General features: G+C 39.5%; 28 protein-coding genes. 21 read left to right on the forward strand and 7 right to left on the reverse strand.

The genetic code is table 11. From position 1 onward, the window contains the following. From sodA to F9B91_RS04285, 5 genes are all read left to right on the forward strand, one after another. The gene (gene sodA, locus F9B91_RS04265) at positions 1-606 is read left to right on the forward strand and encodes a superoxide dismutase SodA (RefSeq protein ID WP_000974733.1); all 606 of its coding nucleotides are present in this window, start codon (positions 1-3) and stop codon (positions 604-606) included. Between the two features lie 156 nt (positions 607-762). Further along, positions 763-1,293 carry a YutD family protein gene (locus F9B91_RS04270; protein ID WP_125393009.1) on the forward strand — a complete coding sequence of 177 codons (531 nt, stop codon included), beginning with the start codon at positions 763-765 and terminating at the stop codon, positions 1,291-1,293. A 20-nt stretch (positions 1,294-1,313) separates the two neighbouring features. Further along, positions 1,314-2,399: a 23S rRNA (adenine(2503)-C(2))-methyltransferase RlmN gene (gene rlmN / locus F9B91_RS04275; RefSeq protein ID WP_000804760.1), complete on the forward strand. Its 1,086-nt coding sequence runs from the start codon at positions 1,314-1,316 to the stop codon at positions 2,397-2,399. Continuing rightward, a complete protein-coding gene (locus F9B91_RS04280; RefSeq protein ID WP_150922591.1) occupies positions 2,399-2,881 on the forward strand; it encodes a VanZ family protein in 483 nt (160 codons plus the stop codon). Before rlmN ends, F9B91_RS04280 begins: the two co-directional genes overlap by 1 nt. A gap of 1 nt (position 2,882) precedes the next feature. Continuing rightward, a complete protein-coding gene (locus F9B91_RS04285; protein ID WP_049499635.1) occupies positions 2,883-4,424 on the forward strand; it encodes an ABC-F family ATP-binding cassette domain-containing protein in 1,542 nt (513 codons plus the stop codon). 55 nt (positions 4,425-4,479) lie between these two features. On the opposite strand, the gene F9B91_RS04290 is transcribed toward F9B91_RS04285, so the two are convergent. The 4 genes from F9B91_RS04290 to F9B91_RS04310 form a co-directional block, all read right to left on the reverse strand. Further along, entirely contained in the window at positions 4,480-5,283 is an 804-nt protein-coding gene (locus F9B91_RS04290; protein ID WP_023946405.1) for a peptidylprolyl isomerase, read from the reverse strand. A 305-nt stretch (positions 5,284-5,588) separates the two neighbouring features. Beyond that, positions 5,589-5,813, reverse strand: a complete 225-nt coding sequence (locus F9B91_RS04295) for a helix-turn-helix transcriptional regulator (RefSeq protein ID WP_150922592.1) — start codon at positions 5,811-5,813, stop codon at positions 5,589-5,591. A gap of 2 nt (positions 5,814-5,815) precedes the next feature. Then, entirely contained in the window at positions 5,816-6,412 is a 597-nt protein-coding gene (locus F9B91_RS04300; RefSeq protein WP_150922593.1) for a DUF3796 domain-containing protein, read from the reverse strand. A 639-nt stretch (positions 6,413-7,051) separates the two neighbouring features. Further along, positions 7,052-7,240 (reverse strand): hypothetical protein, encoded by a 189-nt coding sequence (locus F9B91_RS04310; protein WP_150922594.1) that lies wholly within the window; start codon positions 7,238-7,240, stop codon positions 7,052-7,054. Positions 7,241-7,416: 176 nt separating this feature from the next. On the opposite strand from F9B91_RS04310, the gene rpsP reads away from it, so the two are divergent. The 9 genes from rpsP to F9B91_RS04355 all read left to right on the forward strand — a co-directional run bounded on the left by rpsP (position 7,417) and on the right by F9B91_RS04355 (position 13,070). Next, a complete protein-coding gene (gene rpsP, locus F9B91_RS04315; protein ID WP_000268760.1) occupies positions 7,417-7,689 on the forward strand; it encodes a 30S ribosomal protein S16 in 273 nt (90 codons plus the stop codon). Between the two features lie 19 nt (positions 7,690-7,708). Beyond that, a complete protein-coding gene (kphA, locus tag F9B91_RS04320; RefSeq protein WP_000379617.1) occupies positions 7,709-7,948 on the forward strand; it encodes an RNA-binding protein KphA in 240 nt (79 codons plus the stop codon). Positions 7,949-7,991: 43 nt separating this feature from the next. Continuing rightward, a complete protein-coding gene (locus F9B91_RS04325; RefSeq protein WP_150922595.1) occupies positions 7,992-8,318 on the forward strand; it encodes a MazG nucleotide pyrophosphohydrolase domain-containing protein in 327 nt (108 codons plus the stop codon). Positions 8,319-8,666: 348 nt separating this feature from the next. Continuing rightward, positions 8,667-9,569, forward strand: coding sequence for a DMT family transporter (locus F9B91_RS04330; RefSeq protein ID WP_150922596.1), 903 nt, complete (start codon positions 8,667-8,669; stop codon positions 9,567-9,569). A 149-nt stretch (positions 9,570-9,718) separates the two neighbouring features. Then, on the forward strand, positions 9,719-10,576 hold the full coding sequence (locus F9B91_RS04335) for an alpha/beta fold hydrolase (protein WP_150922597.1): 858 nt from the start codon (positions 9,719-9,721) through the stop codon (positions 10,574-10,576). Positions 10,577-10,673: 97 nt separating this feature from the next. Then, positions 10,674-11,462 (forward strand): alpha/beta fold hydrolase, encoded by a 789-nt coding sequence (locus F9B91_RS04340; protein ID WP_150922598.1) that lies wholly within the window; start codon positions 10,674-10,676, stop codon positions 11,460-11,462. Between the two features lie 30 nt (positions 11,463-11,492). Further along, a complete protein-coding gene (rimM, locus tag F9B91_RS04345) occupies positions 11,493-12,011 on the forward strand; it encodes a ribosome maturation factor RimM (protein WP_150922599.1) in 519 nt (172 codons plus the stop codon). Next, complete coding sequence (gene trmD / locus F9B91_RS04350; RefSeq protein WP_150922659.1) at positions 12,001-12,720, forward strand: tRNA (guanosine(37)-N1)-methyltransferase TrmD; 720 nt, start codon at positions 12,001-12,003, stop codon at positions 12,718-12,720. Before rimM ends, trmD begins: the two co-directional genes overlap by 11 nt. Before the next feature lie 11 nt (positions 12,721-12,731). After that, positions 12,732-13,070 carry an ATP cone domain-containing protein gene (locus F9B91_RS04355; RefSeq protein ID WP_001196048.1) on the forward strand — a complete coding sequence of 113 codons (339 nt, stop codon included), beginning with the start codon at positions 12,732-12,734 and terminating at the stop codon, positions 13,068-13,070. Positions 13,071-13,099: 29 nt separating this feature from the next. Here F9B91_RS04355 and F9B91_RS04360 read toward each other — a convergent pair whose 3' ends face one another. Further along, positions 13,100-13,420 carry a hypothetical protein gene (locus F9B91_RS04360; protein WP_150922600.1) on the reverse strand — a complete coding sequence of 107 codons (321 nt, stop codon included), beginning with the start codon at positions 13,418-13,420 and terminating at the stop codon, positions 13,100-13,102. Positions 13,421-13,518: 98 nt separating this feature from the next. Here F9B91_RS04360 and F9B91_RS04365 point away from each other — a divergent pair, with 98 nt between their 5' ends. Further along, entirely contained in the window at positions 13,519-13,734 is a 216-nt protein-coding gene (locus F9B91_RS04365) for a YdbC family protein (protein ID WP_049542960.1), read from the forward strand. 159 nt (positions 13,735-13,893) lie between these two features. Here F9B91_RS04365 and F9B91_RS04370 read toward each other — a convergent pair whose 3' ends face one another. Together F9B91_RS04370 and gor are read right to left on the reverse strand one after the other, a co-directional pair. Then, positions 13,894-14,430 (reverse strand): biotin transporter BioY, encoded by a 537-nt coding sequence (locus F9B91_RS04370; protein WP_150922601.1) that lies wholly within the window; start codon positions 14,428-14,430, stop codon positions 13,894-13,896. Positions 14,431-14,626: 196 nt separating this feature from the next. After that, positions 14,627-15,973, reverse strand: a complete 1,347-nt coding sequence (gene gor / locus F9B91_RS04375) for a glutathione-disulfide reductase (protein WP_150922602.1) — start codon at positions 15,971-15,973, stop codon at positions 14,627-14,629. Positions 15,974-16,264: 291 nt separating this feature from the next. On the opposite strand from gor, the gene F9B91_RS04380 reads away from it, so the two are divergent. The 6 genes from F9B91_RS04380 (at position 16,265) to F9B91_RS04405 (ending at position 22,815) form a co-directional block, all read left to right on the forward strand. Then, positions 16,265-17,473 carry an efflux RND transporter periplasmic adaptor subunit gene (locus tag F9B91_RS04380; RefSeq protein WP_191962416.1) on the forward strand — a complete coding sequence of 403 codons (1,209 nt, stop codon included), beginning with the start codon at positions 16,265-16,267 and terminating at the stop codon, positions 17,471-17,473. Next, positions 17,457-18,158 (forward strand): ABC transporter ATP-binding protein, encoded by a 702-nt coding sequence (locus F9B91_RS04385; RefSeq protein ID WP_024058005.1) that lies wholly within the window; start codon positions 17,457-17,459, stop codon positions 18,156-18,158. The genes F9B91_RS04380 and F9B91_RS04385 overlap by 17 nt, the downstream gene beginning before the upstream one ends. A 1-nt stretch (position 18,159) precedes the next feature. After that, the gene (locus F9B91_RS04390) at positions 18,160-19,419 is read left to right on the forward strand and encodes an ABC transporter permease (RefSeq protein WP_024058004.1); all 1,260 of its coding nucleotides are present in this window, start codon (positions 18,160-18,162) and stop codon (positions 19,417-19,419) included. A 126-nt stretch (positions 19,420-19,545) separates the two neighbouring features. After that, complete coding sequence (metG, locus tag F9B91_RS04395) at positions 19,546-21,543, forward strand: methionine--tRNA ligase (RefSeq protein ID WP_150922604.1); 1,998 nt, start codon at positions 19,546-19,548, stop codon at positions 21,541-21,543. A 132-nt stretch (positions 21,544-21,675) separates the two neighbouring features. Next, the gene (locus tag F9B91_RS04400) at positions 21,676-21,996 is read left to right on the forward strand and encodes a PadR family transcriptional regulator (RefSeq protein ID WP_000665421.1); all 321 of its coding nucleotides are present in this window, start codon (positions 21,676-21,678) and stop codon (positions 21,994-21,996) included. A 3-nt stretch (positions 21,997-21,999) separates the two neighbouring features. Then, positions 22,000-22,815, forward strand: a complete 816-nt coding sequence (locus tag F9B91_RS04405; RefSeq protein WP_150922606.1) for a hypothetical protein — start codon at positions 22,000-22,002, stop codon at positions 22,813-22,815. Positions 22,816-22,817: the final 2 nt, after the last annotated feature.

The raw sequence follows: 22,817 nt of genomic DNA on the forward strand, positions 1-22,817 counted from the left end.
ATGGCTATTATCTTACCAGATCTTCCATATGCATACGACGCTTTGGAACCATACATCGATGCGGAAACAATGCACTTGCACCATGACAAACACCATCAAACTTATGTCAACAATGCCAATGCAGCTCTAGAAAAACACCCTGAAATCGGTGAAGACCTTGAAGCCTTGCTTGCTGATGTAGAATCTATCCCAGCTGATATCCGTCAAGCGCTTATCAACAATGGTGGTGGACACTTGAACCACGCTCTTTTCTGGGAATTGATGACTCCTGAAAAAACAGCTCCATCAGCAGAACTTGCAGCAGCAATCGATGCAACATTTGGTTCATTTGAAGAATTCCAAGCAGCCTTCACTGCAGCAGCAACAACTCGTTTCGGTTCAGGATGGGCATGGTTGGTTGTCAACAAAGAAGGGAAGCTTGAAGTGACTTCAACAGCAAACCAAGACACACCAATCTCAGAAGGCAAAAAACCAATCTTGGGCTTGGACGTTTGGGAACATGCTTACTACGTGAAATACCGCAACGTGCGTCCTGACTACATCAAAGCTTTCTTCTCAGTGATCAACTGGAACAAAGTAGATGAATTGTACGCAGCTGCTAAATAATGATAGTTGGAGGGAAGAATTGTTCTTCTCTTTTTAAGGTTATATTATTTTGGTCTGACAAAATCGTCAGACTTTTTTCATTTTTATGAGAAACGTGCTAACTGCTAGAAATTATGGTAGAATAAAGTATTAAGTAATCGTGAAAAAAGGATATCTATGCGAAAAGAAATTGCACCTGAATTATACAACTATAACAAGTTTCCTGGTCCTGAGTTCCATTTACATGGGGACAAGGTCGAAACGGAAGGGATAGCTTTTTCCTTGGTGGAAAATATCAAGGATGCCTTTGATGTGACGGCTTTTAATCAGCGTTTTTCAGAAGTCTTAACAAAGTTTGATTATATCGTGGGAGACTGGAGCAACGAACAGCTTCGCCTACGAGGTTTTTACAAGGATGATCGAACAGAAGAAAAACTTGAAAAAATCAGTCGTTTACAAGACTACCTTTTAGAGTATTGTAGTTATGGTTGTGCTTATTTTGTCTTAGAAAATGAAGCCCCTAAGCGAGCATCATTTGACAAGAAAATACGTAAGAAGGAAGAAGAAACACCTTCTAGAAAAGGAAAGAAACCGGCTCAAACAAAACGAAAACCGAATGCAGATAAGAAAAATAGACGTCGTCAGAAAGACCAGCATTCTCAGAAAGAGGACAAGGGGCAACGTCATTTTATCATTCGTCAGAAGTGAGTAGAGAATAAGGAGAAGAAATGAAACCGTCAATTTATAGTTTAACACGTCAAACCATGCAGGAATGGGTTTTGGAGCAGGGAGAAAAGAAATTCCGTGCAGACCAAATTTGGGAATGGCTATATCGTAAACGTGTCCAGTCATTTGAAGAAATGACTAACCTGTCAAAGGATTTGATTGCTAAGCTCAATGACCAATTTGTGGTCAATCCCTTGAAACAGCGTATCGTTCAAGAGTCTGCTGATGGTACCGTTAAATATCTTTTTGAATTGCCTGATGGTATGTTGATTGAGACAGTACTCATGCGTCAACACTATGGTTTGTCAGTCTGTGTGACCACTCAGGTCGGCTGTAATATCGGTTGTACCTTCTGTGCTTCTGGTTTGATTAAGAAACAACGTGACCTCAATAACGGTGAAATCGTAGCACAAATCATGCTGGTTCAGAAATACTTTGATGAGCGTGGTCAGGACGAACGCGTCAGCCATATCGTTGTCATGGGTATCGGTGAGCCCTTTGATAACTACAACAATGTCTTGAATTTCGTCCGTACCATCAATGATGACAAGGGAATGGCTATCGGTGCTCGTCACATTACGGTTTCAACCTCAGGTTTGGCCCATAAAATTCGTGATTTTGCTAATGAAGGAGTTCAGGTCAATCTTGCCGTTTCCCTTCACGCACCTAACAATGAGTTGCGTTCAAGCATCATGAAGATTAACCGTGCCTTTCCGATTGAAAAACTCTTTGCTGCTATTGAGTACTATATCGAAACAACCAATCGTCGTGTAACCTTTGAGTATATCATGCTCAATGAAGTAAATGACGGTGTAGAACAAGCCTTAGAATTGGCTGAATTGCTCAAGAACATCAAGAAATTGTCTTATGTCAACTTGATTCCTTATAACCCAGTTAGTGAGCATGACCAATATAGCCGTAGTCCTAAAGAGCGCGTCCTGGCCTTCTATGATACGCTTAAGAAAAAAGGGGTCAACTGTGTTGTTCGTCAAGAGCATGGTACAGATATTGATGCAGCTTGTGGACAATTGCGCTCTAACACAATGAAACGTGACCGCCAGAAAGCAGTCGCAGCAGTCAATCCTTAATGATGAAGAAAACTTATAATCATATTTTGGTTTGGGGAGTCATTTTCTATAGCATTTGTATCGTCTATTTTTGCTTTACTCCTCAAGAACATTCTCCCGTGGGAGTGGAAACTCCAGGTATTCAGCATCTTGGACGCCTGGTTTTTCTTTTGACTCCTTTCAATTCTCTCTGGAAACTGGGCGAAGTGAGTGATGTAGGACAATTATTTTGGATTTTTTTACAAAATATCCTCAATGTCTTCTTGCTTTTTCCTCTTGTTTTCCAACTCCTTTATCTCTTTCCAAACTTAAGGAAAACAAAAAGAGTTCTTCTTTTCAGTTTTCTAGTGAGTCTTGGAATCGAGTGTACGCAGTTAGTCTTGGACCTTTTCTTTGATTTCAATCGCGTCTTTGAGATTGATGATTTGTGGACCAATACCTTGGGTGGCTATCTGGCTTGGCTCCTCTATAAACAACTACATAAAAACAAGATAAGGAATTAAAATGAGTATTTTAGAAGTTAAAAATCTGAGTCACGGTTTTGGTGACCGTGCAATTTTTGAAGATGTATCCTTCCGTCTCCTCAAGGGAGAACATATCGGTCTGGTCGGTGCTAATGGTGAAGGAAAATCAACCTTTATGAGCATTGTAACTGGTAAGATGTTGCCAGATGAAGGGAAAGTCGAATGGTCTAAATATGTGACTGCTGGTTATTTGGACCAGCACTCTGTCCTTGCTGAAGGGCAGTCGGTGCGTGATGTGCTCCGTACAGCTTTTGATGAGCTGTTTAAAGCAGAAGTCCGAATCAATGACCTTTATATGGAAATGGCTGAAGACGGAGCGGATGTTGATGCACTTATGGAAGAAGTTGGAGAACTTCAAGACCGTTTGGAGAGTCGTGATTTCTATACCTTGGATGCTAAGATTGACGAAGTGGCGCGTGCCCTTGGTGTCATGGACTTTGGAATGGATACGGATGTAACTTCTTTGTCAGGTGGGCAAAGAACCAAGGTGCTTTTGGCTAAGCTTCTCCTTGAAAAGCCAGATATATTGCTTTTGGACGAGCCGACCAACTACTTGGATGCTGAGCATATTGACTGGCTCAAGCGCTATCTCCAGAACTATGAGAATGCATTTGTCCTTATTTCACATGATATCCCATTCCTGAACGATGTGATTAATATTGTCTATCATGTGGAAAATCAACAGCTGACGCGTTACTCTGGTGACTACTACCAGTTCCAAGAAGTCTATGCCATGAAGAAATCCCAGCTGGAGGCGGCCTACGAACGTCAGCAGAAAGAGATTGCCGACCTCAAGGACTTTGTTGCTCGGAACAAAGCGCGTGTTGCAACACGAAACATGGCCATGTCTCGTCAGAAGAAATTGGATAAGATGGATATTATCGAACTCCAAAGTGAGAAACCAAAACCATCCTTTGATTTCAAATCAGCTCGTACGCCAGGGCGCTTTATCTTCCAAGCCAAGGATTTGCAGATTGGTTACGACCGTCCTCTGACTAAGCCTTTAAATCTTACCTTTGAGCGCAATCAAAAGGTTGCCATTATCGGTGCTAATGGTATCGGGAAAACAACTCTCTTGAAGAGTCTCTTGGGGATTATTCCGCCAATTGCTGGGGAAGTTGAACGAGGTGATTACCTAGAACTTGGTTACTTTGAACAGGAAGTAGAAGGTGGCAATCGTCAAACACCACTTGAAGCTGTCTGGAATGCCTTTCCTGCACTCAACCAAGCAGAAGTTCGTGCAGCCCTTGCCCGTTGTGGTTTGACAACCAAGCATATTGAAAGCCAAATTCAGGTCTTGTCAGGTGGGGAACAAGCCAAGGTTCGTTTCTGTCTCTTGATGAATCGTGAAAACAATGTTTTAGTGCTGGACGAGCCGACCAACCACTTGGATGTGGATGCCAAGGATGAACTCAAACGCGCTCTTAAAGAATACAAAGGATCTATCCTTATGGTCTGTCACGAACCAGACTTTTATGAAGGTTGGATGGACCAAATCTGGGATTTTAATAATTTAACTTAAGAATGAGAGTAAAAGAAATACAGTACCGAATGTGGATACTGTATTTTTTTGGTTTTTAAGATTTAAAATTGTAATCTTTCACCACTTCGATGCTATCGATTGTGATAGCAGTAGTTGGCTTGTCTTTTTCATCTTTTTCGGCTTTAGCAATTTTATCTACAACATCCATACCGTCAATCACTTGACCAAAGACTGGGTGTTTGCCATCTAGACTAGGGTTTCCCCCTTCTTTATAGGCTTCGATAATTTTCTTTGGATACTTGCTTGTAGGGAGTTTAGCAGAGGTATCTGTAGAGTTTTGGTTGATGAAGAACTGGCTACCATTGGTGTTTGGTTGACCAGTATTAGCCATAGAAAGAGCACCACGGATGTTATAGAGATAAGGAGTAATCTCGTTTTTGAAACCAGTTCCCTTGTCTTTAGTCTTATCCTTGTCATGCCAGATGGACTGACCACCTGTACCGTCCCCTTTTGGATCTCCAGTTTGAACCATGAAGCCATCGATGACACGGTGGAAGGTAATGCCGTTATAGTAGCCTTCTTTGGCGTGAGTGAGGAAGTTTTCAACCGCTAGAGGAGCGAGTTTAGGGAATAGTTTGATACGGATATCTCCTTGACTTGTGTGTAGAATCACTTCAGCCTCGTCTTCAGCAACTTCTTTAGATAGTTGCGGGAAATTGGCGTTTTCGTTTGTTAAAGCATCGTTTAACTCCTTAGCAGATTGGGCAGCTGCTTTGGAACTTTCTTCAGCAGCAAGACTGGAATCAACATAGTCATCACCACGCAGACTGCGTTGGATGCTGCTACATCCAGCTAGAGCTACGGTGGACAGTAAAAGAAGGGTTGCTAGTTTTTTCATTCTATTCCTCTCAAAAATTTATTTCTACCATTGTACCCTAAAAGGAAGTGGATTTCAAATGTTAGTGACAAGACAGTTTAAGAGGAAGCCAACCAGAAAGTCGCTTGCTTAGGAGCATCAATGCCATAAGTGTATTCAAAGTATTTAGGGAATCAGATCTTAAGAAAGCTCGTAAAGTATCACAATTAGTAAACGTCAATTAGAAAGAATTACTATATTTTAAAAGAGCACATTTTCAAAGGATTTTTTCTTTTGGCTTCAATTCCTAATTAGTCAATGAACTTAATACTAGGTCTCGAAAAGAATTATGCTTCCTCTTTATGTCTGAGTTCAAAGAGGTCTTCTACTTTCAGATTAAAAACTTGAGCAATTTTAAGAGCCATTTCCAGCGAAGGATTGTAACGGTTATTTTCCAAGTGCAGAATTGTCTCGCGTCGCATGCCGATGAGGTCGGCTAACTCCTGCTGAGTCATGCCTGTGGACTCACGAACAGATTTGAGATTAGTAATAATATTGCTTTCTTTGGACATACTTATCCTCTCCGTTCCAAGATAAGATAGACAACCGAAAAGATGAAAATCAAGGCAGCTATGCTAATAAATATCTGTCCCATGTAAAGAGTGAGAGACCCCATATACCCAATGATAACTGCTAGGATCATCAGTGCGCCTAGTATAAAAACAAACATCAAGCTAGCTGCCTTGGCTAAATTAGCATAAAAGCGTTCGTCCGGAGTTTCCTTGACATTTTTCAAACAGAAAAAACCAAATACAATCACTTCAATAACGAGGCCAATTCCCAAAATCCATTCTTTAATACCAGAACTTACGCTTGGGGTCGCAACCCAAATCCCTACTGTATAAAAAATGCTTGCTGCAAAAAAAAGTATCGTGTAAAGCTTAGCAGACAAGTCAAAAATAGTCTTTCCCTTACTTTTATGACTCTTATGAGGCCATGGTTTCTTATGTAGCCAGCCCCAAATAGCTACAATCTGACCTAACACTGAAATACCAGCAATAACTAACTTGGGTCCCCAACTAAGATTAGAACCAAATAAAACAGTAAAATCAATAAAGAGAGCTACGGCAATCATTGCAATGAGGCCACGCATTTTTTGACTTTTTTTCATGATAGACTCCTTTTTTGTGTTATAAATATATAACACTTAAATTTTATGTTATAAATATATCACATTTGAATTTGGAAAGCAAGAATTTATGTGACAAGGTGGCAATTATTTGAAAAAATTTTTTAATAAAAGCCCTCGATAGTCAAACAACTAAAGAATTCTTTGAAGCAATGCATCGGATTTGGTTTGGATAGTTTCGTTAATAATATTTGATGATAAAGAATTTTTGGAAAATCTAGATACTGTATGAAACTCTACTTTTTTATTAGGCTGTTATAAAGTCTGTCAGAATAAGCGTTATAGGTGTAGAAGTTAATTTTTACAGAACTAAACTTTTACAGAACTAAATTATTCCCCCATTTAGAATCTATTAATTCATATTTTATAAATTAATTAGTAGATATCGTTCTTAAAATTCTTGATATTTCGCTGTTTTTAGTCCAACTGAAACTCATACTTTCCAAACGAGGTCTTAAGAAAGCTCGTAAAGCTAGTCAGTTCTCAAAGCGTTAAGAACCTGCTACAATACACCATTTAATTGAAAGTTATTCAAATTAGATGAAAATTTTTTTCTGAAAAAGTGGGAAAATATTGATTTTAAGAGAATTTTGAATCATATTCGAATTGGAGTTTTTAAAATCATGTTTCAGTAGTGAAAGTTCCAAAGTTGATTCTCCAGATAAGGATGATATCACCTGCCAATAGATTGTCTTCTAGTAGTTCCATATTGCGTTTTGGGACAGGTTTAGGGGCTTCCATATCACTATTAGGAGAGATATAGGGCTTGACAGGGTAGTCCTTATAGATAGTATTAAAAGTAGTATTCATAAACGATTTCTTTCTAATTTTTTCTTTAAGATTATAACCAATTTCTAGTAGTAAAAAAAAATAAAACTCTGTCAAGTTTTTTTCTTGACACCTGCCAGAAATCTGCTATAATAGAACATGTGCTAAATAGCTCAGCTATTTCACCGAAATAAAAAATAAGAAAAGAGACTTTAAAAATGGCAGTTAAAATCCGTTTGACTCGTATGGGTTCTAAGAAAAAACCTTTCTACCGTATCAACGTAGCAGATTCACGTTCACCACGTGACGGACGTTTCATCGAAACAGTTGGAACTTACAACCCACTTGTTGCTGAAAACCAAGTAACTTTGAAAGAAGACCGCGTTCTTGCATGGTTGGCTGATGGAGCTCAACCTTCAGATACAGTACGTAACATCCTTTCAAAAGAAGGCGTATTGAAAAAATTCCACGATTCTAAATTCTCAAAATAAGTTTAAAGTAGGTTGACAGATGGATACGATTGAAAATCTCATTATTGCGATTGTGAAACCCTTGATTTCACAACCAGATGCCTTAACTATCAAGATTGAAGATACACCAGAATTTTTGGAATATCATTTGGATCTTGATCAAAGCGATGTGGGTCGTGTAATCGGTCGTAAGGGTCGCACTATTTCTGCGATAAGAACGATTGTCTACTCTGTCCCAACTGAAGACAAAAAAGTAAGAATCGTTATTGACGAAAAATAAGAAGGGCGGGACGGATGTCTCGCTTTTTTTGCAAGGAGAAAGAATGAGAGATTTAACAGTTAGACAACTAGAGGAATATTTACTTGACCATTACCGACAATCTAGAACAGAAGAAGGGCTTTTTATTAAGCTAGTAGAAGAAGTTGGAGAAGTTGCTGAGGTTTTAAATGGACGCTCTGGTCGAAAAGAGGGCGTTCAGGATTCTAACGAGGAACTAGCAAAAGAACTGGCTGATATCATTCACTACACCGTCGCAATAGCAGCTATTAATCATATTGACCTTACCAAGACTATCTTTGAGAAAGACAAAACTGCAGCCATTAAGTACCAACATGAACGTGATTTGGAAGGATTTTTAGAGAATTTCTAAGAGAATAAGAAATGATTTTTTTCTTATAAAGAAGATTTCACATATATTGGTCTAGCTAGTAAATAGAAAACAAGGAAACTGGCAGTTTATATTATCAAAGTAAGTAATCTCCAAGAGGTAGACAAGCTAGAACTTGTGAGACAAGAACGAGAAAAGCAGGTCAGCATAGCTGCCTCCTTTATAGGCAACGAGAAAGCATTTATCAGCTTGAAAGAGTGATAGAAGGCATAAAATACTAATCCTAGAAATAGCATCTAGGATTCTACTATGCTACAATGGAATGATAGTCTCAAAGAATTATAGTCAATCAATCTTGAGAATAGCTATTTTTAAAAGGAGTAACAGTCTATGAACGAGAAAACAAAAGCTTACCTAGCAGCCTTATCCTTTTCAGCCATCATTGGTTTTTCTTTTTTATTTACTAAGATTGCTTTAGGCTATGCCAGTCCTCTCACAAACTTAGCGCATCGCTATACAATCGCAGCTTTAGTAATGGTCGTTCTTCATCAAACCAAACTTATTAAAGTGAGTTTAAGTAGAAAAGATATTCTTTCTATTCTTCCTATGAGTCTTTTCTATCCGCTTCTCTTTTTTATTTTTCAATCCTTTGCTTTACAGTATATATCGTCTTCTGAAGCGGGAATTCTACAGGCTCTTGTCCCGATTTTTACGCTCCTTTTAGCATCAGCCTTTCTCAAGGAAAAGACAAGCTTGCTTCAAAAGTTCTTTTTATTTTTATCCGTAGCAGGAGTAGTTTTCATCTTCCTTAGTAAAGGAGCTAACTTTGGTACTGAGACTGCTAGCTTTGGCTTTCTCTTGATGTTGGGATCTGTTCTCGCCAATGCAATAAACAATATTCTCAGCAAGTCCAAAGGAGGACGCTATCGGGCTATGGATATGACAGCCGTTGTGATATTTGTTGGCTTCGTTACCTTTAATACGCTGAGTCTGACCTCGCACTATCTAGATGGCAACATATTAGCCTACGTTGCACCGCTCGGACAGCTTCCTTATCTGCTTTCCATGCTCTATTTGGGAATTCTAGCCTCTATAGTGACTGGTAGTCTCTCTATCTATGCTATTGTTCGACTTGGAGCATCAACCGTCAGTGTCTTTGGAAATCTTGGAACAGTTTTGACTATTCTAGCCGGAGCTCTTATCCTCCACGAACCAATTTATAGCTACCATGTGATCGGAGCAACATTGATTATTGCTGGAATTTTAGGCATGAATCTGATGAGAAAAAAGTAAAGATTGCTGAGCAGTCTTTTTCTTTATCTAAATGATACAGAAGATTCAAAATTTTTAATGGATTTAAGTTTAGAAAATGATGATTTTAATATAGCATGATAAAATAGATAAAAAGAATAATACTAGGATAAAGAAGAGAGAGTTTAGAAATGAAGCAAAATGATATAGCTGAAGCTATTGCTTTTTATAACAGAAAACCTGAGACTTTGATACGTCACATTATACCAGTCTTAGATTGTGACTTGGCTGTTTATCATCGTCCTGGAAACACAAATAAAGGACACATTATTTTTTATCATGGAGCTTGTGGACGTAGTCAGATGTGGGCCCACCAGTATGATGCCTTTGAAGGATTTAACCTCTACTTTGTAAATGTTAGAGGACAGGGTGAATCACCTATGAAAGTTGGCCTACCCGACTTAGAAGGTGCTGTTCAAGATGTAGATGCTATTTTGTCCTATTTCCAGTTGGATAAGGTGATATTGGTTGGTCATTCTTGGGGAGGAAATCCACTTCAAGAGTACACCTTTCGCCATCCAGAAAGAGTCCTAGCCTTGGTCATGGTAGATAGTTGGGGACAGCATCGTTACCTATCAGATAAAGAGAGAAATCGCATAAAATATAGTTCCCTTATGTATAAAACGATTCCTTGGAAGTTGATTGCAGATAAGAACTCAAAAATGTGTACAGATAATCCTATCACAAGAGAATTAGTCAAGACGGCAATCATAGAAACTGGGCGAGATGTTTTCTTGAACCTTGGAATCACAGGTTTCTTGGCAGTTCATGAGATAGAAGGATATAAAGGAAACCCTCCTATGCTATTAGTAAGAGGCGAAAATGATTTTCCCAAACACCTAAAAATGATCTACGATGGTATCATTGCCTTAAATCCCAATGCGCGTCAAGTAACGATTTCAGATAGTAAACACCAACCGATGAATGACCATCCTAAAGAGTTTAATCAGCTTATTGGTGAATTTTTTGAAGAAGTAGTAGGCCCGTAAGATAGGAACTATCCAACTTGTGAAAATCTCTGTAACGTGATAAAATAAAGGATAAGGATTTTTAATAATTCATTATATAGAACGAGTGGATTTCTTTATGAAGAGGTTTGAAGTATCTACAGAAATTGGTAGTCTCTCTGTTACTTATCAAAAACAAAAGAAAATGCTAGTTTGTTTAAGTGGCGCAGGTTTGCTACCAAGTTATGAAAATTTTTCACTTATACTTGAAAAACTTCCTCCTACAATTGGTTATTTGACAATTGATTTTCCGAACACAGGTAGGAGTCCGATTCATGACCAATCTGGTAAAAATCTGGATAATCTTGCAGATGCGGTTTATGAAGTACTTGAAGAATTGGCGATTTCTGAATATATACTTTGTGTACATAGTTTGAGTGGAATTTTAGCTTGCAAATTGCTCAACAAACCAATTAAGTGTCAGGCTTTAGTAGCAATTGAACCGACAACTAAAAAAGTCATGTTTGCTGATTTTTCAGAAAATCCTTATCCAGAAATGGAAGAGCAGATGAGGCTGATTGACGAGTATGGTCCTGAACTTTATTTTAAGAACTTAACTCAAGCAACATTTAGCATTGAAATTAATAAAGAAATCTGGGAAATAATGCAAGAAAAAGGTTCAGAGTTGGAAAATCAAGATACAGGATTTCAGATATCTGGAGAGATTACTGAGGAAGATTTTGAGAATTTATCAATACAATCTCATGTCCCTGTATTTATTTTTTGTCAGCCTTATAGAGAAAAAGAGTACAGAGAATCAGAATATTGGACTTCCAATACTAAACTCATTTTAGGAGGGAATCACCATTATTTACAATGGTCAGAATCAGAAAAAATTGTGACTATTATTCGAGAATTGTCAGAATAAGATGGAAAGAAATAGAGTACAGGAGACAATATGAACTACTTTAATGTTGGGAAAATCGTCAATACGCAGGGGTTGCAGGGTGAGATGCGAGTCTTGTCTGTGACGGATTTTGCAGAAGAACGGTTTAAAAAAGGTACTGAGCTTGCCTTGTTTGATGAAAAAGATCAGTTTGTTCAAACAGTGACCATCGCTAGCCACCGTAAACAGAAGAACTTTGACATTATTAAATTCAAAGATATGTACCATATCAATGCTATCGAAAAGTACAAGGGATACAGTCTCAAGGTCGCTGAGGAAGATTTAAACGATTTAGATGATGGTGAATTCTACTATCATGAGATTATCGGTTTGGAAGTCTATGAGGGGGAGAATCTGATTGGAACCATCAAAGAAATCCTGCAACCAGGTGCTAACGATGTCTGGGTGGTCAAGCGAAAAGGCAAGCGTGATTTGTTATTGCCTTATATCCCACCAGTGGTTCTCAATGTTGATATTCTAAATAACCGCGTCAATGTGGAAATCTTAGAAGGGTTAGATGATGAAGATTGATATTTTAACCCTTTTTCCAGAGATGTTTTCTCCACTGGAGCACTCAATCGTTGGAAAGGCTCGAGAAAAAGGGCTCTTGGATATCCAGTATCATAACTTCCGAGAAAATGCTGAAAAGGCCCGCCATGTAGACGATGAGCCCTACGGAGGCGGTCAGGGGATGTTGCTTCGAGCCCAACCCATTTTCGATGCCTTTGATGCTATTGAAAAGAAAAATCCGCGCGTTATTCTCCTCGATCCAGCTGGAAAGCAGTTTGATCAGGCTTATGCTGAGGATTTGGCCCAAGAGCAAGAGCTAATCTTTATCTGTGGGCACTATGAGGGTTATGATGAGCGGATTAAGACTTTGGTGACAGATGAGATTTCCCTAGGCGACTATGTCTTGACTGGTGGAGAGTTGGCGGCTATGACCATGATTGATGCTACGGTACGCCTGATTCCAGAAGTGATTGGCAAGGAGTCTAGCCACCAAGATGATAGTTTTTCTTCTGGGCTTCTCGAGTATCCTCAGTACACACGTCCCTATGATTATCGTGGTATGGTTGTCCCAGATGTTCTGATGAGCGGGCACCATGAAAAGATTCGTCAATGGCGCCTGTATGAGAGTTTAAAGAAAACCTATGAACGCAGACCGGATTTGCTTGAACATTATCAACTGACAGTAGAAGAAGAAAAAATGCTGGCAGAAATCAAAGAAAACAAAGAATAAAGGAGAAACCTATGCAAGTAATCAAACGTAATGGCGAAATTGCTGAATTTAATCCAGATAAGATTTACCAAGCCATCTTAAAGGCAGCCCAGACTGTCTATGTATTAACAGATGATTTGCGTCAAAACCTTGCACAAGTCACTAAGAAAGTGGTTTTGGATTTGGAAGAAGCCAAGGTGGAACGTGCTACCATTAGCATGATTCAGTCTATGGTTGAACATCGTTTACTGGGTGCAGGTTACATTACCATTGCAGAACACTACATTTCCTATCGTCTACAACGTGACTTGGAAAGAAGTGGTTATGGAGACCATATCGCTGTTCATTTACATTTTGAACAAGTTCGCTAAGAAAAAGAGTGGGATGAAGCAACTACATCTCACTCTTTCTTAAATCTATTTTTTTGAGCTGTTTGGACAGTTGAAGGGACAAATCGCAGGCGTTGAATATCGCTTATGCGAATAATCCGGCTCACATTTTTGGCAAAATTTTTCACGATAATTTGCTGGCGTTGCTGATCGTATTTGATGATGTCACCTGTAAAGCTTGTCTCAGACAAGATGAGGTGAATAGCGGTATGTTTCTGGATAGCTTCTTCAATAGTGGCTGTAAGGGAGTTGGTTTTAGTCTGGTCAGGTTGGTCATATCCATTTAAAAAGTCATGTATTTTATCTAGAACTTGCTGGAATTTATGTCTCATATTGGCCTCCCTTCTTTTATATCAATATTATATAAAATTTTCCTAAAATCTACAAGATTTTACGAATAATCAAATGAAAGCTAAAAAAGGAGAAGAAAATGGCAGAATTTACATTTGAAATCGAAGAGCACTTGTTGACTCTTTCTGAAAACGAAAAAGGTTGGACCAAGGAAATCAACCGTGTGAGCTTTAATGGTGCTCCTGCAAAGTTTGATATTCGTGCTTGGAGTCCAGATCATACTAAAATGGGCAAAGGGATTACTCTCTCCAATGAAGAATTTCAAACGATGGTGGATGCCTTTAAAGGTAAATAATACTCTTCGAAAATCAAATTCAAACCGCGTCAGCTTCGCCTTGCCGTACTCAAGTACAGCCTGCGGCTAGCTTCCTAGTTTGCTCTTTGATTTTCATTGAGTATAAGTTTTCAAAATGAAAGAAAAGGATATTGAGTTATGACAACTCGATATCCTTTTTTAGTTAGCAAAGTAAGCTTGATTTTTAAGGCGTTGAAGTAATGGACGGCTAATAAAACTAATAGCAATAATTTTACCAAGATCTGGAATGATAAAGGGAAATACCCCCACAACAAGAGCTTTTTCAACTGCCATTCCAGCTAGGAAATGCAAGCTTAGAATCCCACCAACAAAAACAAGTGTATCTCCCAAGAGATTTGCTAGAAAAATTCTGACAAAACCACTATCACTGTTAGTTAGAGAAGAGGTAAGTCCAGAATAAACAAGATAAAACCAAAGATAGCCTGCAGTAGGACCAACTAAAGCCTGAAAACCAGCTCCACCTCCTGCAAAAACAGGAAGACCGATAGCACCTAGAAGAAGATAGAGTCCGACAGAAAGTACAGCCTCTCTCGGTCTAAAGACAGTAGCAATCAAGCCGATTGCAAAGTTTTGCAGAGTGAAGGGGACGGGTCCAATTGGAAGACTGATTTGTGCCAAAACAGCAATGAGAGCAGCTCCAATAGCAGGGATAGCATAAATATGAGCTTTTTTCAAAATAGTTAACCTCTTTTCTGATGTATAGTAACTATTATACTCGTAGAGTAATTATTGTCAACCAATTTTTTAAAACAAGGTAACAAAAACTGTAACGGCCGATTTTGCTTATTGGTTAAGTTGGATAATTTTTTTGTAGATTTGTAAGACATTAAAAAAGAAGCAGACACATTTGTATCAGCTTCTTTTGTTTCGATTAACGCATAGTTACAAATTCTTCAGATGCAGTTGGGTGAATCGCCACAGTTGCATCAAAGTCTGCCTTGGTTGCTCCCATTTTGATAGCAACAGCAAATCCTTGAATCATTTCATCAACACCATAGCCAATTCCATGAAGTCCGACAACTTTTTCTTCTGAACCAGCTGTTATGAGTTTGAAACAGGATTCTTGTCTATTGCTAGTAACGGCAGAGTACATAGATGCAAAGCTTGATTTGTAAACCTTGATTTGCTCTTGACCATATTCTTTGATAGCTTGCTCTTCTGTCAGCCCAACAGTTCCGATAGCAGGGTGTGAAAAGACAACAGTTGGAATAGTTGAGTAGTCCATTTTTGCAGTAGTTTTTTCGTTAAAGAGGCGTTCAGATAGGGTACGTCCTGCCTTGATAGCAACTGGAGTCAGTTCTTTTTCACCCGTTACATCACCTAGAGCATAGATTCCCTCAACAACCGTATTTTGGTATTCATCTACTTGGATAAAGCCACGTTCGTTCAGAGTAACACCAGCTTTTTCAAGTTGCAAGCCCTTAACGTTTGGACGGCGACCTGTAGCCCAGATAACTTGGCTAGCTGTGTGACTAGTACCATCTTCGAAATGAATGGTAATGCCTTCAGCAGTTTTTTCTAACTTGGCAGGAACTTTGTGAGTATGAAGCGGCAAGTTTGTTCTTTCCATTTCCTTGACTAAACCTTCAACGATGTAGGAATCAAAACCACGTAAAGGACGGTCGCGACGAACAAAGAGATCTGTCTTGACACCAAAGGTGTGGAGTACGCCAGCCAATTCAACGGCGATATAACCGGCACCTAGAATGGCAACTGACTCTGGCAATTCTTCCCAAGCAAATACATCATCAGAAGATCCACCTAGCTCAGCACCAGGAATATTAGGAATACTTGGATGGGCACCAGTAGCAATCACGATATGTTTAGCACGAATGAGTTCACCATTTACGCTGACAGTATGAGAATCTACAAATTCAGCATGTCCTTCAATCAAGTCTACACCGTTGCGTTTAAAACTTCCATCATAAGAAGAACGAGCGCGATCGATGTAGGCTTCACGATTGCGACGTAGGGTTGCAAAGTCAAAGTTAAGATCAGTAGTTTTAAAACCGTAGTCTTCTCCAAATTGATGGAAAGTTTCAGCGATTTGTGCTCCGTACCACATGATTTTCTTAGGAACACAACCGACGTTGACACAGGTTCCACCTAGTTTCTTTTCCTCAATAACAGCCGCTTTGGCTCCATGTTCACCGGCACGGTTCATGGTAGCAATTCCTCCGCTACCTCCACCGATAGCAATGATATCATATTCTCTCATTAAAAACTCCTTTGTACTCTTTTAAATAGTAGAGTGTCATTTTTTGATAGTCATATTCTATCTTTTTTTTGATGTGATTGCAAAAATCTGCTACGTTCAAAAAAATTAAAGAAAAGGCTTGCAAAAAAGGAAAATAAAGTGTATTATATAACTAGTACAATGGTAATAAAAAATAGATTCCGAATAATAATCAAATCCCGAAATGTCATTATTTCGTTCTGAACTGTTATTGTTTATATTTGCTAATTTTTATATAATATTGTTAAGAACTTTAAATCAAAAAGGAGTTTCATTATGAAGAAGAATCGTAAAGCTAAAAAGTGGCAATTGTATGCAGCAATCGGTGCTGCCAGTGTAGTTGTATTAGGTGCTGGGGGGATTTTGCTCTTTAGACAACCATCTCAGACTGCTGTAAAAGATGAGCCTACTCATCTTGTTGTTGCCAAGGAAGGAAGCGTGGCGTCCTCTGTTTTATTGTCAGGGACAGTAACAGCAAAAAATGAACAATATGTTTATTTTGATGCTAGTAAGGGAGATTTAGATGAAATCCTTGTTTCTGTGGGTGATAAGGTCAGCGAAGGGCAGGCTTTAGTCAAGTACAGTAGTTCAGAAGCCCAGGCGGCCTATGATTCAGCGAGTCGAGCAGTTGCGAAGGCAGATCGTCATATCAACGAACTAAATCAAGCACGAAATGAAGCCGCTTCAGCTCCGGCTCCACAGTTACCAGCGCCAGCAGGAGGCGAAGGTGCAACAGCCCAAACTCCAGCTCCAGTCTCAGGAAATGCAGTGTCATCTATTGATGCGCAACTAGGTGATGCTCGTGATGCTCGTGCAGATGCAGCAGCACAACTAAGTAAGGCTCAAAGTCAGTTGGATGCAATGACGGTTCTTAGTACCCTAGAGGGAACTGTGGTCGAAGTCAATCGTAATGTTTCTAAATCTCCAACTGGAGCTAGCCAGGTGGTAGTTCATGTCGTTAGCAATGAAAATTTGCAAGTTAAAGGTGAACTATCTGAATATAACCTTGCCAACCTCTCTGTAGGACAAGAAGTAACTTTTACTTCTAAAGTTTACCAAGATAAGAGCTGGACTGGTAAGATTAGCTACATTTCTGACTATCCTAAAACTAGTGGCGAAGCAGCAAGTGCAGCTACTGCAGCAGCAGGTGGTAATTCTGGTTCTAAATATCCATATACCATCGATGTTACAAGTGAAATCGGTGACTTGAAACAAGGATTCTCAGTAAGTGTTGAGGTGAAGAACAAGACTAAAGCTATTTTGGTTCCTCTAACAAGTATTGTGACTGAAAATGATAAGAACTATGTCTGGGTGCTTGACGAGCAGAAAAAGGCCAAGAAAGTGGAAGTTGGTTTGGGTAATGCTGATGCAGACAACCAAGAAATCACTTCAGGTCTGACAAATGGAGTCAAGGTCATCAGTAACCCAACGTCTTCTCTAGAGGAAGGAAAAGAGGTGAAGGCTGATGAAGAAACTAATTAGTCTAAAAAATATCTGCAGAAGTTACCGTAATGGTGACCAAGAACTGCAGGTTCTCAAAAATATCAACCTAGAAGTGAATGAGGGTGAGTTTGTTGCCATCATGGGACCCTCTGGGTCTGGTAAGTCCACTCTCATGAATACGATTGGGATGTTGGATACACCAACCAGTGGAGAGTATTATCTTGAAGGCCAAGAAGTGGCGGGACTAGGTGAAAAACAACTAGCCAAGGTCCGTAACCAACAAATCGGATTTGTCTTTCAGCAGTTCTTTCTTCTATCTAAACTTAATGCTCTGCAAAACGTAGAATTGCCCTTGATTTACGCGGGAGTTTCATCTTCAAAACGTCGCAAGTTAGCTGAGGAATATTTAGATAAGGTTGAATTGACAGAACGCAGTCACCATTTGCCTTCAGAATTATCTGGTGGTCAAAAGCAACGTGTGGCTATTGCGCGTGCCTTGGTAAACAATCCTTCTATTATCCTAGCGGACGAACCGACAGGAGCCTTGGATACCAAAACAGGGAACCAAATTATGCAACTATTGGTTGAGTTGAACAAAGAAGGAAAAACCATTATCATGGTAACGCATGAGCCTGAAATCGCTGCTTATGCTAAACGCCAGATTGTCATTCGAGATGGAGTTATTTCGTCTGACAGTTCGCAGTTAGAGAAGGAGGAAAACTAAGATGCAGAATCTGAAATTTGCCTTTTCATCTATCATGGCCCACAAGATGCGCTCTTTTCTCACTATGATTGGGATTATCATTGGTGTTTCATCTGTTGTTGTGATTATGGCTCTGGGAGATTCCATGTCTCGTCAGATCAATAAAAATATGACCAAGTCACAGAAGAATATCCATGTCTTTTTCTCGCCTATCAAAAGCAAAGATGGTTCTTTTACCCAAAAGCAATCAGCTTTGACAGTCTCTGGTAAAGAAGAGGAAGTCCATGTTGAACCGCCAAAACCGCAAGAAGCTTGGGTTAAGGAGGCGGCCAAACTTAAGGGTGTAGATAGTTACTATGTAACCAACTCGACAAATACGACCCTGTCTTATAAAGATAAAAAGGTTGAGCGCGCTAGCTTGACAGGTGGAAATATTACTTACATGAAGGCGGTTGAAAATGAAATTGTTGCAGGTCGTAGTCTTATAGCTCAGGATTATAAAGATGTGGCCAGTGTCATTTTGCTAGACCAGGAACTTGCTAATAGCCTGTTTGGGTCAGCTCAAGAAGCTGTTAACCAGATTATAGATGTTGGTGGTTTTAGCTATCGTGTTATTGGTGTTTATACTAGCGATGAGGCCAAGGCTGTCAAGACATTTGGTATTGGTGGACTTCCCATTACGACTAATATTTCTCTTGCCAATAACTTCAATATGGATGAAATTTCTGATATTGTTTTCCGAGTTAATGATACCAGTTTGACACCAACTGTAGGACCAGAATTAGCTAGAAAAATGACCGAGATTGCTGGTCTTCAGCAAGGGGAGTATCAGGTGGCAGATGCGACTGCAGCCTTCCAAGAAGTACAACAACTTTTTGGATTTATAACTACGATTATTAGTGCCATCGCAGGAATTTCTCTCTTTGTTGGAGGGACTGGTGTTATGAACATTATGCTTGTTTCGGTGACGGAGCGTACGCGTGAGATTGGTCTCCGTAAGGCTTTAGGTGCAACACGTGCTAATATTTTGATTCAGTTTTTGATTGAATCCATGATTTTGACCTTGCTAGGCGGAGTCATTGGTTTGACAATTGCGACAGGCTTGACCGCTATAGCTGGTATACTGTTACAAGGTTTGATTGCGGGTATAGAAGTAGGAGTATCAATCCCAGTTGCCCTATTTAGTCTTGCAGTTTCGGCTAGTGTTGGTATGATTTTTGGGGTCTTGCCAGCCAATAAGGCATCGAAACTTGATCCAATCGAAGCCCTTCGTTATGAATAAGAAGAACAACAAGATGGACATTTGTCTATCTTGTTTTTGTATGGATTTCCCTATCGAAATTTATTAAAAATGTGATATAATGAAGTGTTAGAAAAACAGGTTTCATTTGCCTGGAAAGGAAAAATTATGTCTGGAAAGAATTTTTATATTACAACGCCGATTTACTATCCATCTGGTAAACTTCATATCGGTTCTGCCTACACAACCATCGCTTGTGATGTCCTAGCACGTTACAAACGCCTGATGGGCTACGATGTCTTTTATTTGACAGGTCTTGATGAGCATGGTCAGAAAATCCAGCAGAAAGCTGAAGAAGCTGGAATTACACCACAATCCTACGTTGATGGTATGGCTGTTGGAGTCAAAGAACTCTGGCAATTACTAGATATCTCTTATGATAAATTTATCCGCACAACGGATGATTACCATGAAAAGGTAGTGGCGCAGGTCTTTGAACGCTTGCTGGCTCAAGATGACATCTACCTAGGTGAATACTCTGGTTGGTATTCAGTCTCAGATGAGGAATTCTTTACAGAGAGCCAGCTGGCAGAAGTTTTCCGTGACGAAGCTGGAAATGTAACTGGAGGAATAGCTCCATCAGGTCACGAAGTGGAATGGGTTTCTGAGGAATCATACTTCCTTCGCCTCAGCAAATACCAAGACCGCTTGGTAGAATTTTTCAAAGCCCATCCTGAGTTCATCACTCCAGATGGTCGTCTGAATGAAATGCTCCGCAACTTCATCGAGCCAGGATTGGAAGATTTGGCGGTTTCTCGTACAACCTTTACTTGGGGCGTTCCAGTACCATCTAATCCAAAACACGTTGTCTACGTTTGGATTGATGCCCTTCTTAACTATGCGACAGCTCTTGGATACGGTCAAGATGAACACGGAAATTTTGACAAGTTCTGGAATGGAACTGTCTTCCATATGGTAGGAAAAGACATCCTTCGTTTCCACTCAATCTATTGGCCAATCCTTCTTATGATGTTGGATATCAAATTGCCAGATCGTTTGATTGCCCATGGGTGGTTTGTCATGAAAGACGGAAAGATGTCTAAGTCTAAAGGGAATGTCGTTTATCCTGAAATGTTGGTAGAGCGCTATGGACTGGATCCACTTCGCTACTACCTCATGCGTAGCCTTCCAGTTGGTTCAGACGGAACCTTCACTCCTGAAGACTATGTTGGCCGTATTAACTATGAATTGGCCAATGACCTTGGAAATCTCCTTAACCGTACGGTTTCTATGATTAACAAGTACTTTGATGGACAAATTCCTGCCTATGTAGAAGGTGTGACTGAATTTGATAATACTCTTGCTCAAGTAGCTGCTGAATCAATCGCTGACTACCATACACACATGGAAGCAGTTGACTACCCACGTGCCCTAGAAGCAGTATGGACTCTTATCTCTCGTACTAATAAATACATCGACGAGACAGCTCCATGGGTCTTGGCTAAGGATGAAGCGCATCGTGACCAATTGGCAAGTGTTATGAGTCACTTGGCAGCCAGTCTTCGTGTCGTAGCTCACTTGATTGAACCGTTTATGATGGAGACCAGTCGTGCAGTCTTGACTCAACTTGGATTGGAAGAAGTAGCGAGCCTTGAGAACTTGAGTTTGGCTAATTTCCCTGAGGGTGTAACAGTAGTTGCCAAAGGAACACCAATCTTCCCACGTTTGGATATGGAAGAAGAAATCGCCTATATCAAAGAACAAATGGAAGGAAATAAATCAGCAGTTGAAAAAGAATGGAATCCAGATGAAGTTGAGCTCAAACTAAACAAGGAAGAAATTAAGTTTGAAGACTTCGATAAGGTTGAAATTCGTGTTGCAGAAGTCAAAGAAGTTTCCAAAGTAGAAGGTTCTGATAAGCTGCTCCAATTCCGCCTAGATGCTGGTGATGGTGAAGACCGTCAAATCCTTTCAGGAATTGCGAAGTACTATCCAAACGAACAAGAATTGGTTGGTAAGAAAGTCCAAATCGTTGCCAACCTCAAACCACGTAAGATGATGAAAAAATATGTCAGCCAAGGGATGATTCTCTCAGCTGAACATGATGGAAAATTAACCCTTCTCACAGTTGATCCAGCTGTACCAAACGGAAGTGTGATTGGGTAAAAATAGACAGGACTAGTTCATGCTAGTTCTGTTTTTTATTTAACTATTATGCTTTACAAACTAGTGTGAAAGTGGTATATTATAAATGAAGTTACTAGTAGGTATTACAAAATAGATTAGAAGGGAGAAGTGATGAAAGAAACTCAGCTATTAAAAGGTGTTCTTGAAGGTTGTGTCTTGGATATGATTGGTCAAAAAGAGCGGTATGGTTATGAGTTGGTTCAGACTTTGCGAGAGGCTGGATTTGATACTATCGTTCCAGGAACTATTTATCCTTTGTTGCAAAAGTTAGAAAAAAATCAATGGATAAGAGGCGACATGCGCCCGTCGCCAGATGGTCCAGATCGGAAGTATTTTTCGTTAACGAAAGAAGGAGAAGATCGTGTCTCGGTCTTTTGGCAACAATGGGACGATTTGAGTCAAAAAGTAGAAGGAATTAAGAATGGAGGGTAAACCATGAAGAAAATGAAGTATTATGAAGAAACAAGCGCTTTGCTACATGAGTTTTCTGAGGAGAATCAAAAGTATTTTGAGGAACTGTGGGATAGTTTTAATCTTGCTGGATTTCTCTATGATGAGGACTATCTTAGAGAGCAGATTTATTTGATGATGTTAGATTTCTCAGAAGCAGAACGAGACGGAATGAGTGCAGAAGATTATCTAGGTAAGAATCCTAAAAAAATAATGAAAGAGATGCTCAAGGAAGCACCTCGCAGTTCTATCAAAGAGTCCCTTTTGACGCCAATTTTTGTCCTAGCGATATTACGTTACTATCATCTACTGGGTGATTTTTCTAAAGGTCCTCTCTTAACAGTCAATTTGCTTACGTTTTTAGGGCAACTTCTTCTTTTTCTGGTCGGATTTGCTCTTGTGGCCACAATCTTACGTTGGGGATTAGTCCAAGATTCTCCTAAAATGAAAATTGGCACCTATATTGTCGTTGGAATTCTTGTTCTGCTAGTTGTTCTGGGATATGTAGGAATAGGAAGTTTTGTACAAGAAGGAGCATTTTATCTTCCTGCTCCCTGGGATAGTTTGTCTGTCTTTACGATTTCCCTAGTCATCAGTATTTGGAATTGGAAAGAACCGATTTTTCGTCCATTTGTTAGTATGATTGTTGCCCATCTTGTGGTAGGTTCTCTGCTTCGTTACTATGAGTTGATGGGAATTTCAAATGTTTTCCTTACAAAATTCATTCCTTTAGCTGTTCTCTTTATTGGTATCTTTCTCTTTTTCCGTGGGTTTAAGAAGATAAAATGGAGTGAAATATAGTC

This window comes from Streptococcus mitis (genome assembly GCF_008763935.1).
Lineage (GTDB): Bacteria > Bacillota > Bacilli > Lactobacillales > Streptococcaceae > Streptococcus > Streptococcus mitis_DB.

Bases quoted from the DNA above. Each gene is read 5' to 3' on its own strand.
- F9B91_RS04270 (WP_125393009.1), top strand. From the start codon at position 763: ATGCGAAAAGAAATTGCACCTGAATTATACAACTATAACAAGTTTCCT.
- F9B91_RS04335 (WP_150922597.1), top strand. From the start codon at position 9,719: ATGAAGCAAAATGATATAGCTGAAGCTATTGCTTTTTATAACAGAAAA.
- F9B91_RS04300 (WP_150922593.1), bottom strand. From the start codon at position 6,412: ATGAAAAAAAGTCAAAAAATGCGTGGCCTCATTGCAATGATTGCCGTA.
- F9B91_RS04355 (WP_001196048.1), top strand. From the start codon at position 12,732: ATGCAAGTAATCAAACGTAATGGCGAAATTGCTGAATTTAATCCAGAT.
- rimM (WP_150922599.1), top strand. From the start codon at position 11,493: ATGAACTACTTTAATGTTGGGAAAATCGTCAATACGCAGGGGTTGCAG.
- F9B91_RS04325 (WP_150922595.1), top strand. From the start codon at position 7,992: ATGAGAGATTTAACAGTTAGACAACTAGAGGAATATTTACTTGACCAT.
- F9B91_RS04340 (WP_150922598.1), top strand. From the start codon at position 10,674: ATGAAGAGGTTTGAAGTATCTACAGAAATTGGTAGTCTCTCTGTTACT.
- rlmN (WP_000804760.1), top strand. From the start codon at position 1,314: ATGAAACCGTCAATTTATAGTTTAACACGTCAAACCATGCAGGAATGG.
- gor (WP_150922602.1), bottom strand. From the start codon at position 15,973: ATGAGAGAATATGATATCATTGCTATCGGTGGAGGTAGCGGAGGAATT.
- F9B91_RS04385 (WP_024058005.1), top strand. From the start codon at position 17,457: ATGAAGAAACTAATTAGTCTAAAAAATATCTGCAGAAGTTACCGTAAT.
- F9B91_RS04280 (WP_150922591.1), top strand. From the start codon at position 2,399: ATGATGAAGAAAACTTATAATCATATTTTGGTTTGGGGAGTCATTTTC.
- F9B91_RS04360 (WP_150922600.1), bottom strand. From the start codon at position 13,420: ATGAGACATAAATTCCAGCAAGTTCTAGATAAAATACATGACTTTTTA.
- sodA (WP_000974733.1), top strand. From the start codon at position 1: ATGGCTATTATCTTACCAGATCTTCCATATGCATACGACGCTTTGGAA.
- F9B91_RS04310 (WP_150922594.1), bottom strand. From the start codon at position 7,240: ATGAATACTACTTTTAATACTATCTATAAGGACTACCCTGTCAAGCCC.
- F9B91_RS04390 (WP_024058004.1), top strand. From the start codon at position 18,160: ATGCAGAATCTGAAATTTGCCTTTTCATCTATCATGGCCCACAAGATG.
- metG (WP_150922604.1), top strand. From the start codon at position 19,546: ATGTCTGGAAAGAATTTTTATATTACAACGCCGATTTACTATCCATCT.
- F9B91_RS04405 (WP_150922606.1), top strand. From the start codon at position 22,000: ATGAAGAAAATGAAGTATTATGAAGAAACAAGCGCTTTGCTACATGAG.
- F9B91_RS04290 (WP_023946405.1), bottom strand. From the start codon at position 5,283: ATGAAAAAACTAGCAACCCTTCTTTTACTGTCCACCGTAGCTCTAGCT.
- F9B91_RS04295 (WP_150922592.1), bottom strand. From the start codon at position 5,813: ATGTCCAAAGAAAGCAATATTATTACTAATCTCAAATCTGTTCGTGAG.
- F9B91_RS04285 (WP_049499635.1), top strand. From the start codon at position 2,883: ATGAGTATTTTAGAAGTTAAAAATCTGAGTCACGGTTTTGGTGACCGT.
- kphA (WP_000379617.1), top strand. From the start codon at position 7,709: ATGGATACGATTGAAAATCTCATTATTGCGATTGTGAAACCCTTGATT.
- F9B91_RS04400 (WP_000665421.1), top strand. From the start codon at position 21,676: ATGAAAGAAACTCAGCTATTAAAAGGTGTTCTTGAAGGTTGTGTCTTG.
- F9B91_RS04365 (WP_049542960.1), top strand. From the start codon at position 13,519: ATGGCAGAATTTACATTTGAAATCGAAGAGCACTTGTTGACTCTTTCT.
- trmD (WP_150922659.1), top strand. From the start codon at position 12,001: ATGAAGATTGATATTTTAACCCTTTTTCCAGAGATGTTTTCTCCACTG.
- F9B91_RS04330 (WP_150922596.1), top strand. From the start codon at position 8,667: ATGAACGAGAAAACAAAAGCTTACCTAGCAGCCTTATCCTTTTCAGCC.
- rpsP (WP_000268760.1), top strand. From the start codon at position 7,417: ATGGCAGTTAAAATCCGTTTGACTCGTATGGGTTCTAAGAAAAAACCT.